The sequence below is a fragment of the Methylobacterium sp. 88A genome, from assembly GCF_000376345.1.
Lineage (GTDB): Bacteria > Pseudomonadota > Alphaproteobacteria > Rhizobiales > Beijerinckiaceae > Methylobacterium > Methylobacterium bullatum.
Genome location: NZ_AQVT01000001.1, coordinates 1,297,162 through 1,320,417, shown reverse-complemented (window position 1 = coordinate 1,320,417; position 23,256 = coordinate 1,297,162). Strand labels below are relative to the sequence as shown.

At 64.6% G+C, this 23,256-nt stretch carries 20 protein-coding genes and 1 riboswitch; of the genes, 10 read left to right on the top strand and 10 right to left on the bottom strand.

Annotation, left to right across the window (positions count from 1 at the left end; translation table 11 throughout):
* Positions 1-34: 34 nt before the first annotated feature.
* From A3OM_RS0106295 to A3OM_RS26285, 3 genes are all read right to left on the bottom strand, one after another.
* A complete protein-coding gene (locus tag A3OM_RS0106295; RefSeq protein WP_018042885.1) occupies positions 35-430 on the bottom strand; it encodes a hypothetical protein in 396 nt (131 codons plus the stop codon).
* A 680-nt stretch (positions 431-1,110) separates the two neighbouring features.
* A complete protein-coding gene (locus A3OM_RS0106290; protein WP_026175778.1) occupies positions 1,111-1,725 on the bottom strand; it encodes an LpxA family transferase in 615 nt (204 codons plus the stop codon).
* Positions 1,726-1,745: 20 nt separating this feature from the next.
* Positions 1,746-2,225 (bottom strand): response regulator, encoded by a 480-nt coding sequence (locus A3OM_RS26285; protein WP_280790504.1) that lies wholly within the window; start codon positions 2,223-2,225, stop codon positions 1,746-1,748.
* A 203-nt stretch (positions 2,226-2,428) separates the two neighbouring features.
* On the opposite strand from A3OM_RS26285, the gene A3OM_RS0106280 reads away from it, so the two are divergent.
* The 5 genes from A3OM_RS0106280 to A3OM_RS0106260 all read left to right on the top strand — a co-directional run bounded on the left by A3OM_RS0106280 (position 2,429) and on the right by A3OM_RS0106260 (position 8,667).
* Positions 2,429-3,109, top strand: a complete 681-nt coding sequence (locus A3OM_RS0106280) for a hypothetical protein (protein WP_018042882.1) — start codon at positions 2,429-2,431, stop codon at positions 3,107-3,109.
* The gene (locus A3OM_RS0106275) at positions 3,106-5,070 is read left to right on the top strand and encodes a hypothetical protein (RefSeq protein WP_018042881.1); all 1,965 of its coding nucleotides are present in this window, start codon (positions 3,106-3,108) and stop codon (positions 5,068-5,070) included. Before A3OM_RS0106280 ends, A3OM_RS0106275 begins: the two co-directional genes overlap by 4 nt.
* A gap of 11 nt (positions 5,071-5,081) precedes the next feature.
* Entirely contained in the window at positions 5,082-7,004 is a 1,923-nt protein-coding gene (locus tag A3OM_RS0106270) for a hypothetical protein (protein ID WP_018042880.1), read from the top strand.
* A 308-nt stretch (positions 7,005-7,312) separates the two neighbouring features.
* A complete protein-coding gene (locus tag A3OM_RS0106265) occupies positions 7,313-7,801 on the top strand; it encodes a metallophosphoesterase family protein (RefSeq protein ID WP_018042879.1) in 489 nt (162 codons plus the stop codon).
* Positions 7,798-8,667 (top strand): metallophosphoesterase, encoded by an 870-nt coding sequence (locus tag A3OM_RS0106260; RefSeq protein WP_018042878.1) that lies wholly within the window; start codon positions 7,798-7,800, stop codon positions 8,665-8,667. Before A3OM_RS0106265 ends, A3OM_RS0106260 begins: the two co-directional genes overlap by 4 nt.
* A gap of 234 nt (positions 8,668-8,901) precedes the next feature.
* On the opposite strand, the gene A3OM_RS0106255 is transcribed toward A3OM_RS0106260, so the two are convergent.
* The 5 genes from A3OM_RS0106255 to A3OM_RS0106230 form a co-directional block, all read right to left on the bottom strand.
* Positions 8,902-11,064, bottom strand: a complete 2,163-nt coding sequence (locus tag A3OM_RS0106255; protein WP_018042877.1) for a molybdopterin oxidoreductase family protein — start codon at positions 11,062-11,064, stop codon at positions 8,902-8,904.
* Between the two features lie 256 nt (positions 11,065-11,320).
* Positions 11,321-11,479: a hypothetical protein gene (locus tag A3OM_RS26075; RefSeq protein WP_018042876.1), complete on the bottom strand. Its 159-nt coding sequence runs from the start codon at positions 11,477-11,479 to the stop codon at positions 11,321-11,323.
* A 101-nt stretch (positions 11,480-11,580) separates the two neighbouring features.
* A complete protein-coding gene (locus tag A3OM_RS23530) occupies positions 11,581-12,612 on the bottom strand; it encodes a universal stress protein (RefSeq protein ID WP_018042875.1) in 1,032 nt (343 codons plus the stop codon).
* A gap of 340 nt (positions 12,613-12,952) precedes the next feature.
* Positions 12,953-14,215, bottom strand: a complete 1,263-nt coding sequence (gene hpnE, locus A3OM_RS0106235) for a hydroxysqualene dehydroxylase HpnE (protein ID WP_018042873.1) — start codon at positions 14,213-14,215, stop codon at positions 12,953-12,955.
* Positions 14,216-14,229: 14 nt separating this feature from the next.
* Positions 14,230-15,666, bottom strand: a complete 1,437-nt coding sequence (locus A3OM_RS0106230) for a saccharopine dehydrogenase NADP-binding domain-containing protein (RefSeq protein WP_018042872.1) — start codon at positions 15,664-15,666, stop codon at positions 14,230-14,232.
* Between the two features lie 1,202 nt (positions 15,667-16,868).
* Between A3OM_RS0106230 and rnk (A3OM_RS0106225) the strand changes: the two genes are divergently transcribed.
* The 5 genes from rnk (A3OM_RS0106225) (at position 16,869) to A3OM_RS0106205 (ending at position 21,282) form a co-directional block, all read left to right on the top strand.
* A complete protein-coding gene (gene rnk, locus A3OM_RS0106225; protein WP_018042871.1) occupies positions 16,869-17,273 on the top strand; it encodes a nucleoside diphosphate kinase regulator in 405 nt (134 codons plus the stop codon).
* A gap of 130 nt (positions 17,274-17,403) precedes the next feature.
* Complete coding sequence (gene rnk / locus A3OM_RS0106220; protein WP_018042870.1) at positions 17,404-17,796, top strand: nucleoside diphosphate kinase regulator; 393 nt, start codon at positions 17,404-17,406, stop codon at positions 17,794-17,796.
* Between the two features lie 192 nt (positions 17,797-17,988).
* Positions 17,989-18,078: riboswitch (glycine riboswitch) on the top strand.
* Positions 18,079-18,397: 319 nt separating this feature from the next.
* The gene (locus A3OM_RS0106215; RefSeq protein ID WP_018042869.1) at positions 18,398-19,132 is read left to right on the top strand and encodes a L,D-transpeptidase; all 735 of its coding nucleotides are present in this window, start codon (positions 18,398-18,400) and stop codon (positions 19,130-19,132) included.
* A 58-nt stretch (positions 19,133-19,190) separates the two neighbouring features.
* Complete coding sequence (locus A3OM_RS0106210; RefSeq protein ID WP_018042868.1) at positions 19,191-19,820, top strand: trimeric intracellular cation channel family protein; 630 nt, start codon at positions 19,191-19,193, stop codon at positions 19,818-19,820.
* 100 nt (positions 19,821-19,920) lie between these two features.
* Entirely contained in the window at positions 19,921-21,282 is a 1,362-nt protein-coding gene (locus A3OM_RS0106205) for an amidohydrolase (protein ID WP_018042867.1), read from the top strand.
* 42 nt (positions 21,283-21,324) lie between these two features.
* Here the strand turns inward: A3OM_RS0106205 and A3OM_RS0106200 are convergent, their stop codons facing one another.
* Together A3OM_RS0106200 and A3OM_RS0106195 are read right to left on the bottom strand one after the other, a co-directional pair.
* Positions 21,325-22,212 carry a VOC family protein gene (locus A3OM_RS0106200; RefSeq protein WP_026175776.1) on the bottom strand — a complete coding sequence of 296 codons (888 nt, stop codon included), beginning with the start codon at positions 22,210-22,212 and terminating at the stop codon, positions 21,325-21,327.
* Between the two features lie 56 nt (positions 22,213-22,268).
* Positions 22,269-23,216, bottom strand: coding sequence for an HlyD family secretion protein (locus tag A3OM_RS0106195; RefSeq protein ID WP_018042865.1), 948 nt, complete (start codon positions 23,214-23,216; stop codon positions 22,269-22,271).
* Positions 23,217-23,256 lie beyond the last annotated feature (40 nt).

Below are 23,256 nucleotides of genomic sequence, written 5' to 3'. Positions count from 1 at the left end.
TCTCCTTGAGGGGCGGCCGCCCCGTGAGACGATCCTACTTCAGCAACATCGCGAGGGAAGCGCCGGCGGGCGAGGAGAGCTCCTTGGCGTCGATGGTGCCCTCGGCATCCGGGTCTGCGGCCTTAAAGCGCGCAGCCACCACGGCGAGGTATTCCTTCTTGTCGAGGGTGCCGTCGGTATCTGGGTCGGCGGCCTTCATCTCGGCGGCCGTCATCAGGCCGGCAAGCTCCTTAGCATCGAGGGTGCCGTCCTTATCGGGGTCGAGCATGTCGAACTTCATGGACGCGGCGGCCTGGGCCTCCTTGAGGTCGATGGTGCCGTCCTTGTCGGGATCGAACGCCGCGACGGTGGCGGGGGCGGCGAACGCCGGGGCGGCGACACCGAGGGCGAGGACGGTGGCAAACAGGGCGGCAGGCAGGCGATAGGTCATCGAGAGATATCCTTAAGTCAGCTTGAATCACAGTATGCGACTTCAAGACGTCGTCGCGCGATAGTCTTCGGAACGGCGAGTCGTGCCGAGTCGTGTCGCACTTTCGCTGGCCGTTACCTAATCTACCCGGGATAATCCGGCAAGTTGGACCTCCAATTTTTCTTGGAGCATGGGATTTAAGTGTGGCCGTGGATGCGTGCCGATGCGGCTGCGGAGCCTGCCGCCAATGTGAAACGGCACTGCCCTGGGGGCCGCGCCGCGTTTTGCGCCGACATAAAGAGGTTCGGACGAGACGTGTCACATACCAAACCGTTTGATACCTTCGGGATGGCGGATTTGGGTTTCGCTCAGACGCCACGCGGGCTGGCTGCTACGGCGACCGCTTTGATCAAGCGGAGACCCTATCAGGCGTCTGATGCGGTCTTTGAGCGCGTGGATGGTAGGACTCGGATAGACCTACATCGCTGCCAACGAACAAGAGGGGGCGGAACCGAAACGTCCACTTCACGGCGGTGGGCTGAGGTCCGCTCGCTACCCCGAGCCGAAGCTGCTGGACGGCCGATGAATGACCGCTTGTTAGAAGCGCCTATGGCCAACCAACCGACCGGTTTGGGTCGGGACCCGTCCGTCCGTTCTATGACCGGGTCAGGTGAATATCCGCCGGTCCGCTTTCGGAGCGATCAGGAAGTTGGGCGCTGATCGATCAATCCAAGGCGGGAGACCACCGTTCCGGGAGCAAGAATGGCGCCGGGTGCAACGACCGCATTCGCGCCGATGCGGCATCCGTCGCCGACAAGCGCGCCGAACTTCAGCGTGTCCGCTTCCAGCGTCTTGCCGTTATAGCCGATACGAAGGCGGGGATCGGCCAACTCGTTCCGGTAGTTCGCGATGATCGAGCCCGCTTCAAGGTTGACATCCCGGCCAAGGATGCTGTCGCCGACGAAGTTGAAATGGGCGAGCTTCGACCCTTGGAACATAATGGTCGTCTTGAGTTCGGACCCGGGTCCTACGATGCAGTCGCTGTCGAGCCAGCATCCACCTCTAATCAAACTTCCCATCGCAATAAGACAGCTTGGTCCAACGATCAGGGGGCCTTTCATCACGGCACCGGGCTCGACCTTGGTGGTGTGATGGAGGGCGATATCGCCCTTGATCTCGTAATCGGCATCGAGGGTCTTCAGAAGTCTCGCGACCATGCCAGCCAAGTCAGGGATGACATCCCACGCCTCTCCCGTCGCCCACTCGGCAAAAGGCGAACGACGCCAAGCCGCAATATGCGCATCAACGATGTTCATTCGGCACGCGCTCGTGGTTCTCACAACTCGTAGGGTGCCAGACCGTGTACCGCGTGCCTGCCTCGGTCAATCGTTTGCCACGGGCTCGAACGGCAGGTTTGGAGCGCTGCGAAGGCGTTGTTGAGCGTCCGAGTTGGGTCGATTTCTGCCGTGGTGATGGGGTGGTGCCAACAGTTAAATCTGCTTCGAGCGGGCCCTGGCTTCGTAACACTCAGGTTCCGCGTGGTCCCAGCAGGATGACCGTTGCCCACGACGGCGTTCTCGGCGTAGCCGGTGATGTAAAGGACCTTCAGGCTCGGTCGACCGACCCTGGCCGCGTCGGCCACCTGGCGTCCGTTCATCCCGCCGGGCAGGCCGACGTCGGTCACCAACAGTTCGATGCGCACGTTCGAGCGTAGGACCTTGAGACCTGCCGGGCCATCCGACGCCTCGATGGCGGTGTAGCCGAGATCTTCCAATACCTCAGTGACCAGAATTCGAACGGTGGGTTCGTTATCGATATCGCTTGCGTCCAGGTCACCGCCAGCCGTCCGTCTGTAGCTGGAGGTCGTATCGAAACTTGCCGGGATCCGCCTTGACGTCGCCGATAGGCGTTTCGGTACGACTTGCCCGGGCGTATGCCGGCCCCCGCAGGAACTCCTAAGGCCACGTTTGCATTATTCCCCGACGCGCCTCGCCCTATGCGTGCGCAGGGCCGGTACCGATGACCGCAGGCTTATCCGCCTCAACCCCCATTACGCCTAACAAGGCCTCTGCCACCCCCGTCCCACCCGGCAATCACTACCGCGACGCGATCAGGCTGCTGTTCATCCTGGCGTTGGGGAGCGAGCCGTCCGGTGAGGGACCGGACGCGATACACGTCTTCCGGGGTGAGAAGCGGGCGATGGCCATCGACTTCCTGGTACGGTATCCGGACTACTTAGCAGACGAGCTCCTGAGCCTTTACGAGGCGGAGAGCGACCCTGACATCCTCACCGCGGTCCAGGGGATCTTCGACGCCGGCGAGCCGGACGTCAGGTTGGTGCGCATGGTGCGATGGCATCGGGGAGCGTTCCAGAACATCGAGACCCCCCTCGCCATCCTCCAGTCCCGCCACCTCGTCCGTGCCCTTCGCCAGGCAGGCCGACAGCGGCGCCACGACTTCATCGTCGAGCCGGCCGCCTTCGCGTTCATGCAGGACGTGATCGACCAGCAGCCCACGCTCGCCTGGTACAAGGAGCGAGCCGAGCTTGTGCTGAGGCTCGCGGGCCTGCGCAGCGGCTCCAGCCTCAAGGACGACCAGTACCTCCATCCGGAATACAGGGACGCGCCAATGGGGACGGAGATCCCCTCTATCCAAGGGAGGGTCCTGGCACGGCTCGAACGCTTGAGGGGGAAGGCATGAGCACGGCGACCACGAGCGTGGAGGACTGGATCGCGACGATCGCCGAGCGGGCCAAGGTCCCCTTGGACGAAGTGCGGGCGGTGCTCGACCGCCATGGCATCGAGGCTCAGGCGACCCTCCCTCGGCGACGACGCCTCTGTCTGGCGGCGCTGAGGCTCAAGGGTACGAAGCGTCTGTCAGAAGGCGATGAGCCCATCAATTTCGACAAAGGCGACCTGACGCCGGGGCTGTGGGCGATCCTCTCGCACGGCAATTTCCGCGGCAAGTCGAGCCTGCTCAACATTGTGCAGGCGGCGCTGCGCGGACAGTTCCCCCTGCACATCAAGCCAGATGTCTGGTCCTGGCTAACCGACATCGAGGTTGAGTTCCTGGTGGACCAGACCCGCTACCGGGTGGTCGCGCGCAAGCCCCTTGGAGAGAAGGACCCGCTCCTCGTTCGCGCGACCCTGTCCCGTCTGGACGGGGAGACCTGGTTCGACATCTACTCCGGACCGGCCGACGAGGCTTTTGCCAACGCCGTCGCCGACAACATGATGGACGAGTTCGGTTTCGCGAAGTTCCACGCCTTCAACAAGGACACCGGCTCGCACACCCATGGCTGGCAAGCCATCGCCAGCAGCCTCTTCGTTAACGGACCCGGCAAGGCGGTGTTCGGCGAGGTCGTCCAGGACGGCATGCCGTTGCGCTTGCTGCAGATGTTCATGGGATTGCCGTGGGTGTCGACCTACACGGCGGCCTCGACAGCCATGAAGAAGGTCACTGGCGAACGTGAGAAAGTCCAGGCGGCGTCGCCAGCCCGGGATAAGCTGGTAGCCCGCCTAGCCACGGTTGAGGATGAGCTCGGAAAGGCCCGCTCCGCGGTGAGGGAACGGGTCGACCGCGTGGCCCTGCGTCGGGAGCTGGTGACGAGGGACCAGATGCTGGTCGGTCTCCAGACGAAGGTCGAGGAGGAGCGTGACCGTGTCGCGGAGCTTGAGCGGCAGGCGGATACGGCTCGTTCGTCCTCAGCCAACCTCAGGCGGACCCTCCAGCAGATCGCGGACGAACGTGCGGCGGGACTGGTGTTCCGCGAACTCCGTCCCGTCTGCTGCCCGTCCTGCGACACCGGAATCGACAACCGCCGCTATGCGAGCGCGAGCGCCGAAGGAACCTGCGCGCTTTGCGGGACCACCCATGTCGAGGCCGAGGACGACCCGGAGTTCCTCAACGACCTTCAGGCTGACGCACGGGAGGCCGCTGCCGTCCTCGCCCGCCTTGAAGCCGAGCTTGAGGCGACCCGGAGGCGCCGCCGCGGCTTCGAGGGTGACCGCGACATTGAGCGCCGCAGGATCGAGGAGATCAAGGTCGAGCTCTCTTCGACCGAAGATACGGATGCGGAGGTCAGGGTTCGCACCCTTGAGGCGCAGGCGGCGCAACTTGCCGAGATCATCGTCGAATACGCCCCGGCGGCGGCGGTTCCGGCGACCGACGATGCCGAGGTCCTGAAACATGTCGCGAAGGTCACGAAGGACCTCTACGACGACATGCAGCGCGATCTGTTGAAGGAGGTTTCAGGGCACCTCACCCGGCTATCCCGTGACTTCGGCATCAAGAACGTCGAGGGCATGGACTGGACGGCAAACGGCGTCCTGAACATCCAGCAGGGCGGCACCCCCCTCACGTTCCAGAGCCTTGCCCCCGGCGAAAAGCTCCGGTTGCGGATCGCCGCGGCACTCGCGGTCATCGAGGTGGCACGACTGCGCCATTACGGGCGCCACCCTGGTTTCCTCGTGCTCGACAGCCCCGCCGCGCAGGAGATGACCGCCGACGCGTTCGCGGCCCTGATGGCGAGCGTGCGCACCGCCGTGAGCCAAGCGGACGACGTACAGGTCGTGGTCGGTGCCGTCGCACGCCCCGAGCTCCTCGATGTTGTCGAAGGCCGACGGACGCTTCACGCTGTGGGAGACCGATTCCTTTTCTGACGGGACCCGCCGTGATAGCGGACTTCGTGCAACGGCTTCTGGCGGATCTCGAAGGCGGCGCGGGGCTGGATGGTTTGACCCCCTCCCAGTTGGCGGACCGCGTCCGGACCGATGCGGATGGCATCGATGGAGCCGACGTCTTCGTCGCGCTCGTCGGCCATTCAAGGTCTGAGTTCGCCATGCCGGCCGTGACGGAGCTCGTCAGGTCGGGTTTCGATACCCTCTCCATGGTCGAGATCGCGTCATGGCTCGGACGTGGGGGAGTAGTGCCCGCTTCCTCCGGCCGGACGCTCGGACAGGCGTTCCTCACCAGGGCCAAGGATAAGGCGTCCGACTACGGATCGCGTGCCCATGCACTCAAGGCCGCGATGGTCTTGGCGCAATCCGACCGGTCGCTCCTGCGCCGGCTTCAATCGGACCTCCTCGACCTCGATCTCACGGACGATGGCGATTTCCTCCGACATGCGGCGCGCATCGCCGGTGCGGTGCTGGCCCATGAGGAGGACAAGGACCTTAGGGACATCCTCAACAGGCTGGTCGACGTCGAGGATGCCGAGGACGAGGCGGCGATGGAGCTTGGCTTCGACACCTTGCGGATGGGCCTCGACGCGGAAACCCCCGATGCCGCGATGACCGCCTTTCGAGGTGCGAGGGACTGGTTCCGGAGGGCGGAGGACGCGAGCGGGGGCAGGCCGGATGCAACGCTCTATCGACGGTGCCTCGATGCGCTGGTGACGTTCCAGTCGGGTCACGCGGTGGACGACCTGCGTAGCCGGATCGACGGGATCAAGGCATCGGCTTTCGCCTACACGGCTTACCTGACCACACCCGACCGTCCCGAGGAAACGTTATCGTGGCTTGGTTCCAGGACGGAGGCACGCGTCCGCTGGTCGATGCTGGCCCTCCGTCTCGGGGCACTCGACACCAGCCTGCTCAAGCGGGCGTGGCTCGACGCTGCAGCCGTCATTCAGGAGGAACTGCTTGCCGTCTACACCGCGAGCCGCAGCTTCCTGACGCAAGATGCCGAGAGCGGCCTGGAAGCGGTTCTTCAGCCACGCATCGTCGGGGCGTTGAGCAGGGAGCTGCATTCCCTGGCCCTGCTCGACCAGTGGCTTGAGGAGAACGCCGGATCCGGCCTGGTGCCCGCAGCCGCGAGACTGCGTGAACAGGTCGCCGACGCCAGGGAAGCCGTGGTCACGCACCGCCCTACCGAGGCGGCGGCCGGGAGCTCACCGACCGCCGCCGTCATTGAGCTCCTGCCCGAACCGTTACGCCAGTCCGCCCTGGCACGGGTCGCTGCGGGCTTGGCTGTGCTCGTCGAGGCCACGACGCCAATCGTCGTGCGTGGATTGTTCGAGACGGTGACGAACGACCTTCAGCGCAACGAGGATTATCGTGGCGACCCCGACGGCCGCATGCTGTTCGACATCGTCCTGTGGCTGACGATCCAGTTCGTTGTCATGCGCAGCAATGTTGGCGTGAGCACCCTGGCCCGCGGGCGGTACCTGTTCGAGCGGGACCGGAGCAAGCTGCCCGTCGAGAAGGACCTCCAGGACGATTACTACGAGTTCCTGATGGGCACCGTGCTTTCCGAACTCTGCACCGCGGAGAGGCGCGACGTCGGCGGGGGACGGGCCGACATCCATTTCGCGTTCACCCGCACCAAGACGGTCGCCGAACTCAAGCGCAGCGCGATGAAGCTCGCTAACGGGAAGCTCGTCGAGCGCTTCGGCCTCCAGCAGGTCTCTTACGAGGTCACGAATGTCCGCTATGGCATACTGATGGTGCTCGACCTGCGTGACCTAAAGGGGGGGCAGCCATATGTCTCCGAGAGGATCTCGGTCCATCACATCACCCCGGGTTGGGGATCGAGCGAGCATGCCGTCGTGCTCTTTAGGGTCCAGGGGTGTCGGGCCCCCCCGTCGAAAGTTTGACGACGCCGCCTTCCACCTCCGCCTTGATCCCTCTGCCTCAATGTAAGTCGATCCGTCCTGACGCCTTGTAGGGCCATGGACAGTCCGGAACCGTGACTTGCCAAGGCCATCCGTCCAGGTGATCACGCACTGGAGACAGGAACCGTTGACCATGAAACGTACGCCGCCGCCCCCGACCGACTAATTCCGGAGAACGATGCCGTGCGCCCAGCCTCCGCGACCGCGAGAGGTTTTTACTCCTATTTCACCCCGCATGCTTTGGACCGCCGACAGCCGCTTTGGGCACATGGGCATCATGAGCCCAAAGGATGCACATCCCACGGGTGTTCGCCTCGATCCAGGAGCACGACGAGGCCCTGGTCGCGAGCTGGAACGCCGCCGTCCGTCCCGAGGACACCGTCTGGCACCTGGGCGACTTCGCCTACCGCTGCTCGAAAGTTTACGCCCGAGCGATCTTCGCTCGATTGAACCGCAAGAAGCACTTGGTCCGGGGCAATCATGACCGCATCGGGGCTCGCCTGCCATGGGCTGGTCCAGTGACTGGCGTCGCCCATGTCGTGGTGCACGATCCGGTCACCGCCCTCCCGCAAGGGCTCTGGCTGAGCCACTACGCCCATACGGTCTGGCCGCGCATGCATCGCGGCGACATCCACCACTACGGGCATTCCCATGGCACCCTGCCGGGTAATGCCGCGCGTACCGATGTCGGGGTGGATTGCTTCGATTTGGCACCGGTGACCCTGGAGCGGATCCGCGAGCGCCTCGCCGAGAACGCCGCCGCAGGAGGTCGGCCATGACCGTACCGGCGGCGAGCCGCCTTTGGGTCTGGTCCGACCTGCATCAGGATTGGCCGGAAAATGCCTGGGACCCTGCCGCGCATGCCCCGGCGGACGGCTTCGACGTGGCCGTCGTGGCAGGTGACGTGCACATGTCTCTGATCCGGGCTCTGAACTGGCTCGGCGACCGCTTGCCCGGTGTGCCGGTGGTCTACGTGCCCGGCAACCACGATTTCTGGTGGGACCGGGGTGAGGAACGCTACACGATCTACGACCAGCTGACCCGGGGGCGTGAGCAGGCGGACGCGCTCGGCATCCATCTCCTGCTCGACGACGCGGTCATCATCGACGGCGTTCGGTTCGCAGGTGGCACCCTATGGACGGACTTTCGCCTAGGGTCGTTCAATCGGAACCACGGTATCCGTACCGCCCAGGGGCGTGGCGGGATGGTCGATTACCGCCGGATCCGCACGGGTCCGAGGTCGCGCAATCGCATCGAGCCCGAGGATGTGCTCGCGATGCACCGGGTCACTCGTGCCTTCATCGAGGACACCCTGGCCGTAAGCCATCCCGGTCCCACGGTGGTGGTGACCCATCACGCCCCGCACCCTGCGAGCCTACCGAGGGCCGACGCGGACCTTCGGTGGTGCGATGCCTCCGACCTGTCGGACGTCATCCTGGACCGGGGAACGGACGTCTGGGTCCATGGTCACGTCCACCATGCCTCCGATTATCGGGTGGGCCGGACGCGGGTCGTCTGCAACGCGAGGGGGCACATCGAGGAACGGACCGGGTTCCGGCCCGGGAAGATCATCGAGGTGGCCTTACATGCCTATCCGGGATCGCCGAACGCGGAGCAGGAAGACGACTCGTTGGGTAACGAGTAGCGCGTAGCGTTACATACTATCTGCTACGTTTTGGGCACCAATTCGGGGCAGAGCTACGTTTTTGTCTCGGTCCGCCCTTCGATCATGTCGATGGCTGAGGTATCCAATTATACCTGAGATCTTGCACCGCTCGCTCATGACGATCTCGGCGGGGTTCGACGGGACACCCGCACAAAAACAAGCGCCCCGCAGGGCGCTTGCGCTTGTCTTAAAGATTGCTGTCGAGCAATGGCCTCAATTAGCCCGCGACACCTCAACAAGGTTGTCTGAGTACGATGGAGCATGCCCCATGTCGGTGAAGGCTGACGACGAGATGCTGTTGACCGTGCCCTCGTTGAGCTGACGCCAGTAGCCCAGCGTCGCCACCACGATGCCGGCCTTCACGTCCTCGGTGATCCGCGCCACGCCCTTGAAGGCGCCGCGGTCGTTGGCGACCTGCACCCGGTCACCATTCCGGATGCCCCGCGCATCAGCGTCGTGCTGGCTGATCATCACGAACTGCTCGCCCTGGCCCTTCTGCTTGTCCTCCATGTTCGCGTAGCAGGAGTTCAGGAAGTAGTGGCTCTTGGGCGAGACGATGTTGAGCGGGAAGCGCTTGGCGAGCTCCGGATCGTTGGTGTGGGACTCTCGCGGACCGAGGTAGTCGGGCAGCGGATCGAGCGCCTCGCCGGGCTGGAAGCCCTCGTACATCTGCCGGAACGGCGGCGCGACGAAGTTCGTGGCACCCTCGACCATGAACATGCACTTGCCGGTGGGCGTCGGGAAGTTGCCTTCCTTATGCGGGGCGCGGTCGTCCGGCGTGCCGACTTTAAGCCGGGCGAAGCCATGCTCGCGCATGTACTGTAGGTCGATGCCCTCGCAGGCCGAGGCGTTCCAGTCGACGTAGTGCTCAAGGCACTCCGTGTCGGTCCACTTGAAGTTCTCCTCCTCGAACCCGAGCCGGGCGGCAAGCTGGCGGAAGATCTCGTTGTTCGGGATCGCCTCGCCGGGCGCATCCGCACATTTGGTGTTGTAGGTCAGGTAGAGGTGGCCCCAGGACAGGATCATGTCCTCCATCTCCGCTCCCATGGTCGCTGGGAGCACGATGTCGGCATAGGAGGCGGTGTCCGAGATGAAGTGCTCGGCCGAGACCATGAACAGGTCCTCGCGCATCAGCCCGGCGACGATCTTGTCGGTCTCGGGCGCCTGCGTGACCGGGTTCGAGTTCCAGCACATCATCGACATGATCGGCGGGTCGAGCTTCAGTTCGCCGGTGAGCGCGCGTCCGATCTGGAGGTTGCTGATGACGCGTGTGCCCTCCGGGATCAGGTCGGGACGGCACATCACGTCGAACTTGTAGGGATGCTCCCACACACCGAACTGGGTGACGCCGCCGCCGACATGGCGCCAGGCGCCCGTCAGGGCCGGGATGGACGACACCGCCCGGATGGTCTGGCCGCCGCCGTAATGACGCTCCAGCGCCACGCCCATGCGGATGCCCACCGGCTGCTCGGTCGCCATCTCGCGGGCGAGCTTGCGGATGTCCTCGGCCGGGACGCCGGTGATCTCGGCGGCCCATTCTGGCGTACGCGGAGCGGCACGCTCCTTCAGCTCCTCGAAACCGACCGTGTAGTTGTCGACGTAATCCTGGTCGACGAGGCCCTGCTCGATGATCGAGTTGATGAGCGCCATGGCAAGCGCGCCGTCCGTGCCGGGCTTCGGTGCGATGTGCCAGTCGGCGGCCTTGGCCGTGCGGGAGGCGTAGGTGTCGATGACGACGACCTTGGCACCCTTCTTCTGGGCGTCCTTGACGATGGCCCAGTGGTGCAGGTTCGTGCTGACCGAGTTGCAAGCCCAGATGACGATGTACTTCGAGTGGATGTAGCTGTCGGGATCGAGCCCGGCCGTCGGGCCGACGGTGAGCAACCAGGCCGTGCACGAGCCCTCGCCGCAAAAGGTACGCTCGGTGACGGTGGCGCCCATGCGGTTGAAGAAGGCGTCGCCGCCGTTCAGCCCGTGCACGAGGCCCTGGTTGCCGAGGTAGCTGTAGGGCGCGATGGCTTGCGGACCGTACTGGTCGATGATCGCCTTCCAGCGCGTCACGATGGTGTCGAGTGCCTCATCCCAGGTGATGCGCTCGAACTGCTTGGAGCCCTTCGGCCCGACCCGCTTCATCGGATAAAGCAGCCGGTCCGGGTGGTAGTGGCGCTTCTCGTAGTCCTTCAGCTTCACGCAGAGGCCGCCCCGGGTCATCGGATGATCCGGGTTACCGCGCACGCCGAGCAGCTCCCCGTCCTTGACCTCGAAGATCATCGAGCAGGTGTCCGGGCAATCGTGCGGACACCCGCCGAAGAAGGTTTCGGTCAGGCTCTCGGCCTGGGCAACAAGCAGGGAATCGGGCTTGACGATCTCGTTCATGTTTCCTCCACGGCCGAGCGTCCTGCCTTATTGTTCCTGGCAGGCCGGCCCAGCACATTGGAAAGATGCACTAAATTTCGAACGATTCCAATTCCAGGTCCCGTGGGTCACCGTCCCCTCCGGTGCGGACTTCCCTCCGCCACGGACCGCGCGATGCTGTGCCGGTCCAACCCAGGTCTCGGACCGGTCCGTCACGGCGTGAATACCCCCGTCGATGCGAGACGTTCCGGGGGTGAGCACGGGACAGCGATTGAGTTCACCAACGGGCGAATACGACGACTGCAGTCGCCGCAAACGCAGCGACAAGACAACCTTCGATGAGGTGTGGCATACCGAGGCGATCCAGCCAGCGTTCCACGCCCAGCACAAGCAGCATGACCCCGATGGCCAGGGCTCTTGCAGCGATGATCCTCATCGAGCCTCTCCGAGCAAGATCGCATCACTGGCTCTTGCCACCGCCCCCGTAGACCACCTGTCTCCATCCATGAGAACCGAGGCGGCAATCCTTCGATGCGGTCATGGCTGGGCGCGATGATGGGAGGCGACCGACTGTAAGTCCGGCGACGCGCCGGCGGCATGGTACGGCTTCGCACTTGTCGGCCTGCCTGTCGCGAATACCCACCCATTCGCAAGGCTTGAGGTGAGTGGCCTGCCCCCGGGCCATCCGGCACGGGTTGGCAGCCGCGACCGTCGCTCAAGAGGGGGACGAGGCGGGGGGACAACCAGGACGTCCGGACCTGCGGTCAAAAGCACGTCCTCTGTGACGCTTCCGAGAAATGCCTTCCTCAGACCCGTTCGAGCATGCGTGCCGATCACCACCAGATCCGAGGGGATCCGTTCGGCAAGGCCGGTGATGGCCTCGGTGGGGGAGCCCTCCTCTATCCGTCTGGACCACTCACGATTGGCAAGGCCGCCATTCGTAAGAAGCGTCTCGACATCCTCCGTGGACCTCGAACGGCAAGCCTCGACGTAGCTATCGATCTGATCGCGCCCGACCCCAAACCCGGACAGCTTGGACTTCCCCGGTGCCTCGAAGGCATGCAGGACGGTGACGTGAGCGCGGTCCACGAGCGTGAGTGAATCCGCGTATCGCAGAGCCCGCGCCGACGCCTGCGAAAGATCGACCGGGATGAGGACCCTCGCGTAGGGGAATGCGGCGAAGCGTCTTGCGACGAGGACGGGGCATGGAGCGCTCCGGACCAGGTTTCCGACGGTTCGTCCCGCGGTGCGACTGCCCGCCCGATGCGAGGAGCCGACCACGATCAGGTCGACATCATGAGCCCCCGCGGCACTCCGGATCTCATCTGAGGGGCAGCCTAGGACGACAAGCGGCTCGCATGGGACACGGTAGAGTTCGGGGACCACGGCCACCTGTTCAACGGTCATGCGTTGGGCCTCTCGAATATCCCGCGAGGTTTCCCGTCCACCCGGGCCGTCCACGACGTGCATCAGAATGACCGTCCCGCGGCTCTGTGCGGCGAGGATGCCTGCGCGACGCACCGCCCGTTGCGAGCGGGGCGAGAAGTCGGTGGCAACGAGAATACGCATGGATCCTTCTCCTGAGAGCGCTGACGATGACGAAAAGCTGTGTTGGTCGGCAACCTGACGTGCGTTTCCACGCTCGCGCGAGATCGAGCGAACTCCGGCCGCTGTTTCAAGCAGCCAGGAAGCCATCAGGGATTGTCGGGCTGGTTTGTATGAATGGTCACCGACCCCGAGCAGAGAGCGTTCGCCGCTCTCCAGCTTCGGGGCTTAGCGGCCTGCGACGAGGCGGCTGGCTCTCTTGTTCAGAGGATGATCCGAAATTAACATAGCAACTACTAGATAATCAATATCGCAAAGTATGCAAGTTTTATCCAAGAATATGGGCTCGTTATCCAAGAACGGGTCAGCCATTCGCTTCCATCACCGTCTGAGCTGCCTTATCCCCCGACCGAATGGCTCCCTCGATGCAAGCGGGCAGACCCGTGTCCGTCCAGTCGCCTGCGATGAAGAGGTTGCGGAATTCCGTTCGCGTCCGGGGCCGGAGCCGGGCCGCCTCAGGCGTCGGCGCAAAGGTCGCTCGCTTCTCGCGGATGACTTGCCAGGGCGGCGGCATGTCCGAAAGGCCCGACATGTACCTGCCTGTGACGTAGGAGATTTCGGTCCAAATCCGATGCGCGAGTTCCGGTCGGCTCAAATCGCCTACGTCCGTTGCGCTAACGGTAACCGAGATTCGATCCGGATAGGCGAAGATCCAGTCCGACAGCCCGTTAACCACGCCCGTCAGCCGCGGCATGGCGGGAGGACAATTCACGCCGAAGTGGACGTTCGCGATCCCCCGGTGATCCGTCGGGACCTCCAACCCCGGGATGGCGTCGGCCGTCGCTTTTGGGGGAAGCGCGAGGATAACCTGATCCCGAGGCCGCAGCCGCACAGGGCCGTCGCCGAGGACGAGGCCAGCGACGCGCCCCCCTTTATACGCGAGGCGGTGCAGACGGCTGTTATGGCGGACCACCGCCCCCCGCTCCTCCAGGAAGCGTAATGCCGGGTCGACGAAGGCCTTCGAGAGCCCGCCCTGGGCGACGACAGGCCGGCAGGAATGCCCGCCCTCGACGAAGGTCTCGCGCAGGACCTGAGCGGCAAGGGTCGCATCCGCGTCCCTTGGGTCGATGTTCAGTGCGGCCAGGAGGACGGGGCGCCAAAGCCGCTCGTAGAGTGTCCCCTCGCAAGCGAGGACATCCGAGACTTTCGCACCCGGCCGTGCCGAAAGGAGGCGAAGGATCGGTGCGTAATCGGTAGCCAGGGTACCCGGGACGCGCCGGCTGGGATCGAGGATCCACCAAGGCACGCGCCCCTTGTTAAGGCGCAGTGTCCAGCGCTCACCCGCGGCGAGGTCAACGAAGGGAAACTCTGCCCGCGCATGCACGGAGACCGCGTTGCGGCCTCCGATGCGGTCAAGGAAAGCAAATGTCGCCCTATTGCCCGACAGGACAAGGTGGTTGCCATTGTCGATTGTCATCCTGAGTTGCGGATCGTGATAGGACCTGCAGCGGCCGCCGGCATGACCAGCGGCCTCGTGGACGATCACCGTACGCCCAGCTTCCGCGAGGCGCACGGCCGCTGAAAGCCCCGAGAGCCCCGCGCCTATGACGTGAACGACCCCAGTCATCGCGTACCCTTCCGTTAACGGACGAGGACGTTGCGGAACTGCCAGGGATCAGTTTCGTCGATGTCTTCCGGGAAGAGGCCGGGGCGGCCGGCGAGTGGGGTCCAGTCGGTGTAAACGCCAACGACGGGGCCGAGATACGGGCTCTGGACTTCGAGACAGCGGCGGAAGTCCATCTCGTCGGCCTCGACGATGCCGGCCTTCGGGTTCTCCAAGGCCCAAACCATACCGGCGAGCACCGCCGAGGTCACCTGAAGGCCGGTGGCGTTCTGGTATGGGGCGATGCGCCGGGTCTCCTCAATGGAGAGCTGCGAGCCGAACCAGTATGCATTCTTCTCATGGCCGTAGAGGAGCACGCCGAGCTCGTCGATTCCGTCGAGGATCTCGGTTTCGTCCAGGATGTGATGCCTCCCCTGCACCTCGGCCGCCTTGCCGAACATCTCGTGCAGGGAGAGGACCGCATCGTTGCAGGGATGGTAGGCATAGTGGCAGGTCGGCCGATAGGCGGCGCGCTCGCCCTCCAGCACCGTGTAGTAATCCGAGATCGAGACGGCCTCGCTGTGGGTCACGAGGAAGCCGAACTGCGCCTGGGACGTCGGTGTCCAAGAGCGCACGCGGGTGTCGGCGCCGGGCTGGAGCAGGTAGATGGCGCAGCGAGAGCCCCTCTCCTGGTCGCGGGCGTTGTCCGGACGCCAGGTCTCGTGGGTTCCCCATCCGAGCTCGGCCGGCTGGTTGCCCTCCGAGACGAAGCCTTCCACCGACCAGGTGTTCACGAACACCCCCTGCGGTTTCGGGGTATTAGCGCGCTGGGTGTCGCGCTCGGCGATGTGGATGCCCTTGACGCCGACCTCGCGCATGAGGCTGGCCCAGCCAGCGCGGTCCTTCGGCTCGGGGATCTCAAGGCCGAGATCGCCGGCGACATTCAGGAGTGCCTGCTTGACGAACCACGAGACCATGCCGGGATTGGCGCCGCAGCACGACACGGCGGTGGTGCCGCCTGGGTTGGCGGCGCGCGCGTCGAGGATTTCCTGGCGCAGCGCGTAGTTGGTGCGGTCGCCCTGGCTCCGGTCCTTGTCGAAGTAGAACCCCGGCCACGGCTCGGCGACAGTGTCGATGTAGAAGGCGCCCAGTTTGCGGCAGAGCTCCATGATGGCGCGGGAGGACGTATCGACGGATACGTTCACGCAGAAGCCCTGGCCGCCGCCCTCGGTAAGGAGCGGGGTGAGGACGTCGCGAAAATTCTCCTTCGTCAGGGCCACCTGCTCGAAGCGCAGGCCATGCCGGTCGGCCAGGGCCCGGTGCGCATCCGAGGGCTCGACGACAGTGAAGCGGTCCTTGTCGTACTCGAAGTGGCGCTCGATCAGCGGAAGGACGCCGCGTCCGATGGACCCGAAGCCGATCATGACGATGGGGCCGGTGATGCGACCGTGGACTGGCCAAATGGGTTCGGTCATCGTTCTTATTCCTTTGCGGAGGGGAAGGTTCGGCGAGGCTTCAGGCGTGAACGCCAAGTTATTCGTCCAAGGGATTGGAATAATTAAGGATGAGCGGCGCCCGGATCGGACGAACCAATCCGATCACCATGACCCGTCCTGGATCATCGATAGAATGGCTCGGCCGTCCGCCATGCCATTGCGCCGCCGAGGCTGAGCAGCCGAAGTGAAACCGGCGGCTTTTCCCGAGATCGGAGTTAAAATGAGGCTGGCTGAGAAGCACCTAGCGTGAGGTCCAGGCCCCACCGGAAGACCACGACGTCGACGGACGGCGACAACAGGCGGAAACGACCGGCTTGCGCCCACGCCGATATCTCGTCGCTAGCTGAGGCTATGCTACGAGTTTCCACCAAGCCTGTCCGAAAACGGCATCTGAGCTAGGACTGGAATTTATTGGAAAACTATCCCTGGAACGGGCCCCGCCTCAAAAGGCTGGCCAAGTGCCAGGGCTTAGGAGCCTGCTTGCAGACTGCCCGCACGCCCCAAGAGACGAATGCTTTGTAAAAGGTTTGACATGATGGGGCGGAGCATAGGCGAAGCCGTACGGGTGTCAATCGACGCTTTCCGCAGGCCGAACTTTCTAAACTGGAAGGTGCGGCGAAACGGGAATTGACAAGCGGGTGGACTTCCGAGAGGATCGAAAGATCATGCGCAATTCTTGGCCTCCCCATCGGGACCTGCTCCGGGCAGGTAGACTTATCGCGGGCGAATAGCCCCGAGCCGGAGGTGCCTGCGTGCACTGACCGCTCGGGGATTGCGAGCTAGCTCAATTTAGAGCTAACCAATATAATCAAATATTTGACCGGCGGGAGGAGCCTATATGGCTTACCCCTCGGCTGACCTGCGTCGCGTCCTCGCTTTTCTATTGGCGGTGGGCCCGTACTTGCGGAGTAACAGCTATGGAAAATTCCAAGTCCGCCCCGACATCGCCTTCCGCGACCGAGATCCGCGATGACAAGGCTGGGGGGAGCGGGGCGGCACCTGCGCATGATGTGGTTCCGCTGGCGCGCACCGTGATCCCCTTCTCGCGTGGGAATTACCCAAGGCCGCAATCCGGGCAGGGCAACGACCGGTCCGCCGCGGCCAATTCAGACAAGGACGACGACCCCGGACCAAGCGCCGCTTGATCGTCCGAGGTCGAAATACAGCAAGGATCGACGACTATGTCGCAAAAGATGACGAAGCCACAAATCAAGATGACGAAGGACGATCATGAACGCCTGTCGCAGCTGGCTTCATTTGCCACCGACCGTTCGCCCGAGGTTGCCGACTTTCTCGCCGATGAAGTGGATCGTGCCAGAATCGTCGGTCAAAGGGCATGCGTGGCAGACCTCGTCCAGATGGGGTGCATGGTCGAATTCAGGGACGACGCAACGGGAAAGGTTCAGGCCGTGACTCTGGTCTACCCTGGCGAGGCGGACATCGAACAGGGAAGAGTGTCCGTCATGACGCCCATCGGGGCGGCCTTGATCGGGCTTAGTCTCGGCCAGTCGATAAATTGGCGAACCCGCACGGGCATCGTGAAACGACTGACGGTCCTCGACGTGAAAGTGCCGGAGACGGTGTAGGGGGCGTTCTGCCGGTCGCCTTACTCCGATACCGGACCGAACCATTCGATCTTAACTTACCTCATAGCTCAGAGAAGGGAGCTTTCACGCAATGACGGGTCACATCGTCCTCGGAGGATCGCCCCACTTGATGATCCCGGACACGGATTTCCTCGACCTGCGCCGGGTCGCATCCGGACATCCTCAAATGGATGCGAAGGCCACCGCACCTGATCTTCTTGCTGCCGAGTTGGACCGCGCTGAAGTCGTCAGGCCGGAGGCGTTGCCTTGGAACGTTGTGACGATGCATGCTCGCGTCGAGTATCGGGATGACGTCACCGATCATGTCGAGCGCCTGACGCTGGTCTATCCGGATGAGGAGCAATGGGACGAGACTTGCGTCTCGGTCCTGTCGCCTCTCGGCGCAGCTGTGTTGGGCTTGTCTGAAGGTCAATCCATACAGTGGCGTACACCCACGGGCGGCATTCGGGGCGTAACGATCATGCACGTCATCTTCCAGCCCTATCAGTTCGAGCCAAGCTAGTACGGCGAGGGTCTGATGAATTGCTTCCTTGATCGGAAATGACACCGCGCCCATCCGAGCGAAGCCCGTCTGACCCATTCCCACGACGTATCAGGAACAGCCTATGTGCCTCAACGCACCCACATTGATTGTAAGCTAACGAATTATCTGGCGTGCCGCTCGTTTGGCCGATACATCAGTGCTCAAGTCATCTATCGACGAGCGGGAGAGAGCCGGTGTGAACCGGCCGCCGAAGGAGCAACCGCCCCGGAAACTCTCAGGCACCCGGACCGCCCGTCGTTCAACACTCTGGAAAGCGGAGCGTCAGCTCCCGCCGACGGTGTATGCCCATGCCTGCGCGAAGGCCCGGGTGAAACTCTCAGGCCAATGACAGAGGGGGCCGCATGCATGACGCATGCGGAGCAACCTTTGGAGGCCTGCGCAATGACGTCCCCATAGCCTGACACGCCGCGAGCCCATGAGCTTGCCGCCTCACCCTCCGCGACCGGCCGGCTCGTCCCGCGAGCAGCAATGACGCCGCACGTCCGGCATCGACCGCGCGGCGCCCTCGAACCTGCCTAGAGCCGCGCCACTTTCGAACGCCCAATCAGGATACACGACGATGTTGGCTACCCGCCGATCCCTGCTCCTCGCCGCAGCCGTCCTCGCACCCGGTCAGGCGCAAGCCTTCTTCTGGGACACGCAGCCCGAAGCGCCGAAGGCACCAGTACCCGTCGATCCCGCGTCGAACCGCGACGCCTGGTTCACCGGCGCGATCCCAGACGATCCCTTCGACGTCCCTACGGTCGATCTGACGCTCGTACCCCCGGAATTTCGCAAGCAACTGGTGAATTACGACGGGCCGGAGCGCGCAGGCACGCTGGTCATCGATACGCACGCCCGCTTCCTCTACCTCGTGCGCGAGGGTCGGACCGCGATCCGCTACGGCATCGGGGTGGGCCGGGCTGGCTTCACTTGGTCCGGCACCGCCGTGATCAAGCGCAAGGCCAAGTGGCCGGGCTGGCGCCCGACGGAGGCCATGCTGAAGCGTCGGCCCGGCATCCCACGTTACGTCGAGCCTGGCGTCGAGAACCCGCTCGGGTGCCGCGCCCTCTACCTCTACCAAGGCGACAAGGACACGCTCTACCGCATCCACGGCACCAACGAGCCTTGGACGGTGGGCGGCACGGATTCCTCCGGCTGCATCCGCCTGCTGAACGAGGACATCTACGATCTCTACGGTCGTGTCCCGACCGGTACGACCGTCGTCGTGAAGACGTCGATGCCGGAGGCGATGGTGCAGCGTGAGTGGGATGATCACCCCCGTTCCGACAACCAGGTCCTGCTCTTCCGATGAATGCCGTGGTGCGAAGGCACCGCGACGAGACCGCTTCTGACCGCCAGGATGAAACCCGATGTTCGAGACTGCGACCGCCACCCTGGATTGGCTCGGCGTGATCGTCTTCACGGTCGCCGGGGCCCTCGTTGCATCGCGTAAGGAAATGGATTTCGTCGGGTTCGCCGTGTTGGGCACCGTGACGGGTGTCGGGGGCGGGACGCTCCGGGACCTCCTGCTTGGCCAGCCAGTGTTCTGGACGCAGCAACCGGCCTACCTCCTGGCCTGCGTGCTCGTTTCCTGCGCCGTGTTCTTCGTCGCGCACATCCCGCAATCCCGGTACCGATACCTCGTGCGCCTCGACGCCCTCGGCCTGGCGCTCTTCACCGTGGCGGGGGCGGAGAAGGCCTTGCAGGCTGGTGCGAGCGCCACGGTAGCCATCGTCATGGGAGTGGTGACGGCCACCTTCGGAGGCCTCCTGCGCGACCTTCTCGGGGGGGACAGTCCAGGTATCCTCAGCAGGGAAATCTACGCCTCGGCCGCCGCGGCCGGTGCCGCGGCCTTCGTCGCCCTGACCATCCTTGGCGTCCCGCGCGAGCTTGCGTTGGGCGCCGGCTTCCTCGTCGCCCTGCTGGTGCGGGCCGCTTCGCTCCGCTTCGGTTGGACGCTTCCGCGATATCGCCCCCGCGCCGGCATCCCCTATAATTGACAGGGCCGATCCATCGCGTCTCGCCGACGTCGAGACGCCTCGCAACGACGGACATCGTCGCAGCAGCGCTGCCGCGGTCCGACCAAAGGGATACACCAAGATGGTTATCGGCAAACGCTGCAGCCGGCTCGCGCTGGCAGCCTTCATTCCGCTCTCGACCATTCCTAATCCGGCCTTCGCCCAAGGCGGCCCTAAGGCTCTGCCCGGACCGACGGAGGCGCAACTCGCGAAGCTGAAGGTCATCTACGAGGACCTCCACGCCAACCCGGAGCTCTCGATGCAGGAGACGCGCACGGCCGGCATCGCCGCGAAATGGCTCAAGGACCAGGGCTTCGAGGTCACCGAGGGCGTGGGCGGCACGGGCGTGGTCGGCCTCCTGCGCAACGGCGACGGCCCGACCGTGCTTCTGCGCGCCGACATGGACGGCCTGCCGATGAAGGAGAACACCGGCCTTCCCTATGCCAGCACGAAAAAAGGGACGGATCCGGCGTCCGGCCGTGAGACGGCCATCGCGCATTCCTGCGGGCACGACCTGCACGTGACCTGGCTGATGGGCGCGACCCAGATCCTGGCCGCCAACAAAGAAAAATGGCACGGGACCGTGATGGCCGTGTTCCAGCCTGGCGAGGAGATCGGCGAGGGCGCCAAGGCCATGGTCGACGACGGGATGGTGAAGCGCTTTCCGAAGCCGGTCGTCACCTTGGGGCAGCACGTGCTGCCGTTCCCGGCCGGGCAGGTTCGCCTCGCCAGCGGCCCCGTTCTCTCCCGCAGCGACAGCATGAAGGTAACGTTGTACGGACGCGGCGGGCACGGCTCCGGGCCGGAATCAACCATCGATCCGGTGGTCATGGCCGCCGCAACGGTGATGCGCCTGCAAACCATCGTCTCGCGCGAGGTCTCGATGTCGGACAGCGCCGTAATCTCGGTCGGGTCGATGCTGGCTGGGTCGAGCGCCAACATCATCCCGGACGAGGCGCAGCTGCAGCTCAACGTTCGCACCTACGACGATGGAGTGCGTGATAAGGTGCTGGCCTCAATCAAGCGGGTCATCGACGGGGAGGCCGCCATATCCGGTGCTCCGAAGCCGCCTCTTCTGACGATGCTGGGGCAGTTTCCCCTGACTGTGAACGACGAGGAAGCGACCGCCAAGGTGACCGAGGCCCTCAAGCACCGCCTGGGGGCCGACACGGTGCGGACCGCCAGCAGCGCAAACGCCAGCGAGGACTTCACTGTCTTCGCCCGCGCCTGGGACGTGCCGTCGGTGTTCTGGTTCGTCGGAGGGACTGACCCGAAGCTCTACGCCGAGGCGGAGAAAGCCGGGACCCTGAACGAGCTTCCCTCGAACCACTCCCCTGAGTACGCGCCTGTCCTGACACCGACCCTGCGCACCGGCGTGGAGACGATGCTCGCAGCCTCTGGTCATTGGCTGGCCCCGGGCGCCGCGGATTCGCAGGCACGCTGAACCGAATGGCGCCGGGTAGGAACCCGGCCCCATTCCGAAGCTTCAGTGCTCCGGCGTAAGCCGTAGATGTGTTCCCCACGGATCGCGCATCATGAGCGTTTCCCCATCCTCGATGACAGACGCGCGTGCGACTTGGCAGCGGCTCCGTACCGATGCAAGCGTCTCACCCTTCGCGATCAAGGAGACCTCCGCGAGGCCGGTCGTCCCCTCGACGCGTACCGGAGCGCCACGGCTGTTCCAGATGTTGCCAGCAAGCTGGTGATGGTAGCCGCCAGAGCCGAGGAACAGGGCGCCTGGATAGCGGCACATGACATCGAAGCCGAGCAGGTCCACATGGAAGCGCTCCGTCGCGTCGAGATCGCCGACTTGCAGGTGGACATGTCCGACGCAACTGCCGGCCGGCATGCCGGCCCAGGGCCGGATGGCGGCACCGACGATGCCGGCGCGATCCAGACGCTCATTGCGCATCACAACGGAGCCGTCCTGCGCCCGTTGCCATTGCTGGCTGGGGCGGTCGACGTAGATCTCGATGCCGTTGCCCTCCGGGTCGGAGAGGTAGACCGCCTCGCTGACAAGGTGATCCGCCGCGCCCGTGAGCGTGACGCCGTTCCGGTCCGCGTGCAGGAGCCAAGCGCCAAGATCGCCGCGGGTCGGCAACAGGAAAGCGGTGTGGAAAAGACCCGCTTCCTGCTGTGTCCACGGCCGGGCATCCGGGTCCGCCCGTAGGACGACGAGCGTCGTGCCGCCCGTCCCGAGCCGTACGGTGTCGCCGGCCTCCGCCTCGACGCCAAGGCCGATCACATCCCGGTAAAAGGTCCTGACGGCGTCGAGGTCGCACACGACGAGGGTCACCGCACCAACATGGTAGGGTGCGTTGGCTAGAACGCCATCCGCCCCGTCATTCGCTAGGCTCAATGCCGGATCAGTCATGGTGTATCTCCGTGTCTGGATAACAGCTTGAGAGGAGTGGGATTGCCCACGGGGCTTCAGCGTGCGGTGGTCTCCCCGGCGACCGGGGGCGGGGCCCCCCGCCAGGAGCCGAACAGGCTGAAGTGCGAAGTCTCGCCCTTCGGTTCGACCGCGACCGTCGCGGTGCGGCCCGAGACCAGCCGGGTCTCGTCGGGAACGCGATCGAGCTTGATCCGCACCGGGATGCGTTGCGCCAGCCTTACCCAGGCGAAAGTCGGGTTGACGCTGGCGAGTAGACTAGACCCGGCGGTGCGCTCGCGATCCTCGATGCCCCCGGCGAAACTTTCGACATGGCCCGTCAGGGTCCCCGCCTCGCCCATAAGGCGGATGCTGGCTCTGTCGCCGACATGGATGCGCGGCAGCTTGGTCTCCTCGAAGTAGCCCTCAACCCGCAGGGTGTCGCTGTCGATGAGCGCCATCACCCCGCGCCCGGTGGAGACGTAGGTGCCGGGGCGCAGGCCCATGTTGGTGATGCGTCCGTTCACCGAGGCCTTCACCTCGGAACGTCCGAGGTTGAGCTTGGCGGTGTCTCGGTCCGCCATGGCCTGCTCATAGGTGGCCTTGGCCTCCAGGTCGGCGGCCTGGGCGGCCTCGACCCGCTGCTGGGACGCCGCAGCGTCGCTCAACTTCAGGTAGCGGGCGTAGTCGGCTGCGGCCTGTGCGGCGGTTGCCTTCTTGCCCTCGACCATCGCCTCCGCCTGACGGAGCGACAGGGCGAAGCGGTCGGGGTCGATCCGGAACAGCACGTCGCCCCGCTTCACCACCTGGTTGTCGGCGATGAGTACCTCACTGACGAGGCCAGAGACGTCCGGCGCCACCTGCACCACGTCGGCGCGCACGCGCCCGTCCCGCGTCCACGGCGCCTCCATGTAGTAGTCCCACAGCGCCAAACCGACGACGACGGCGGCGGCGGCGATCCCGAGGGTGATGAGGATGCGGAACGAAAGGGCGAGGAATCGAGGCATCGGGGATTCCGGAAGGTCTGGACATGGATGGAGCGGTCGA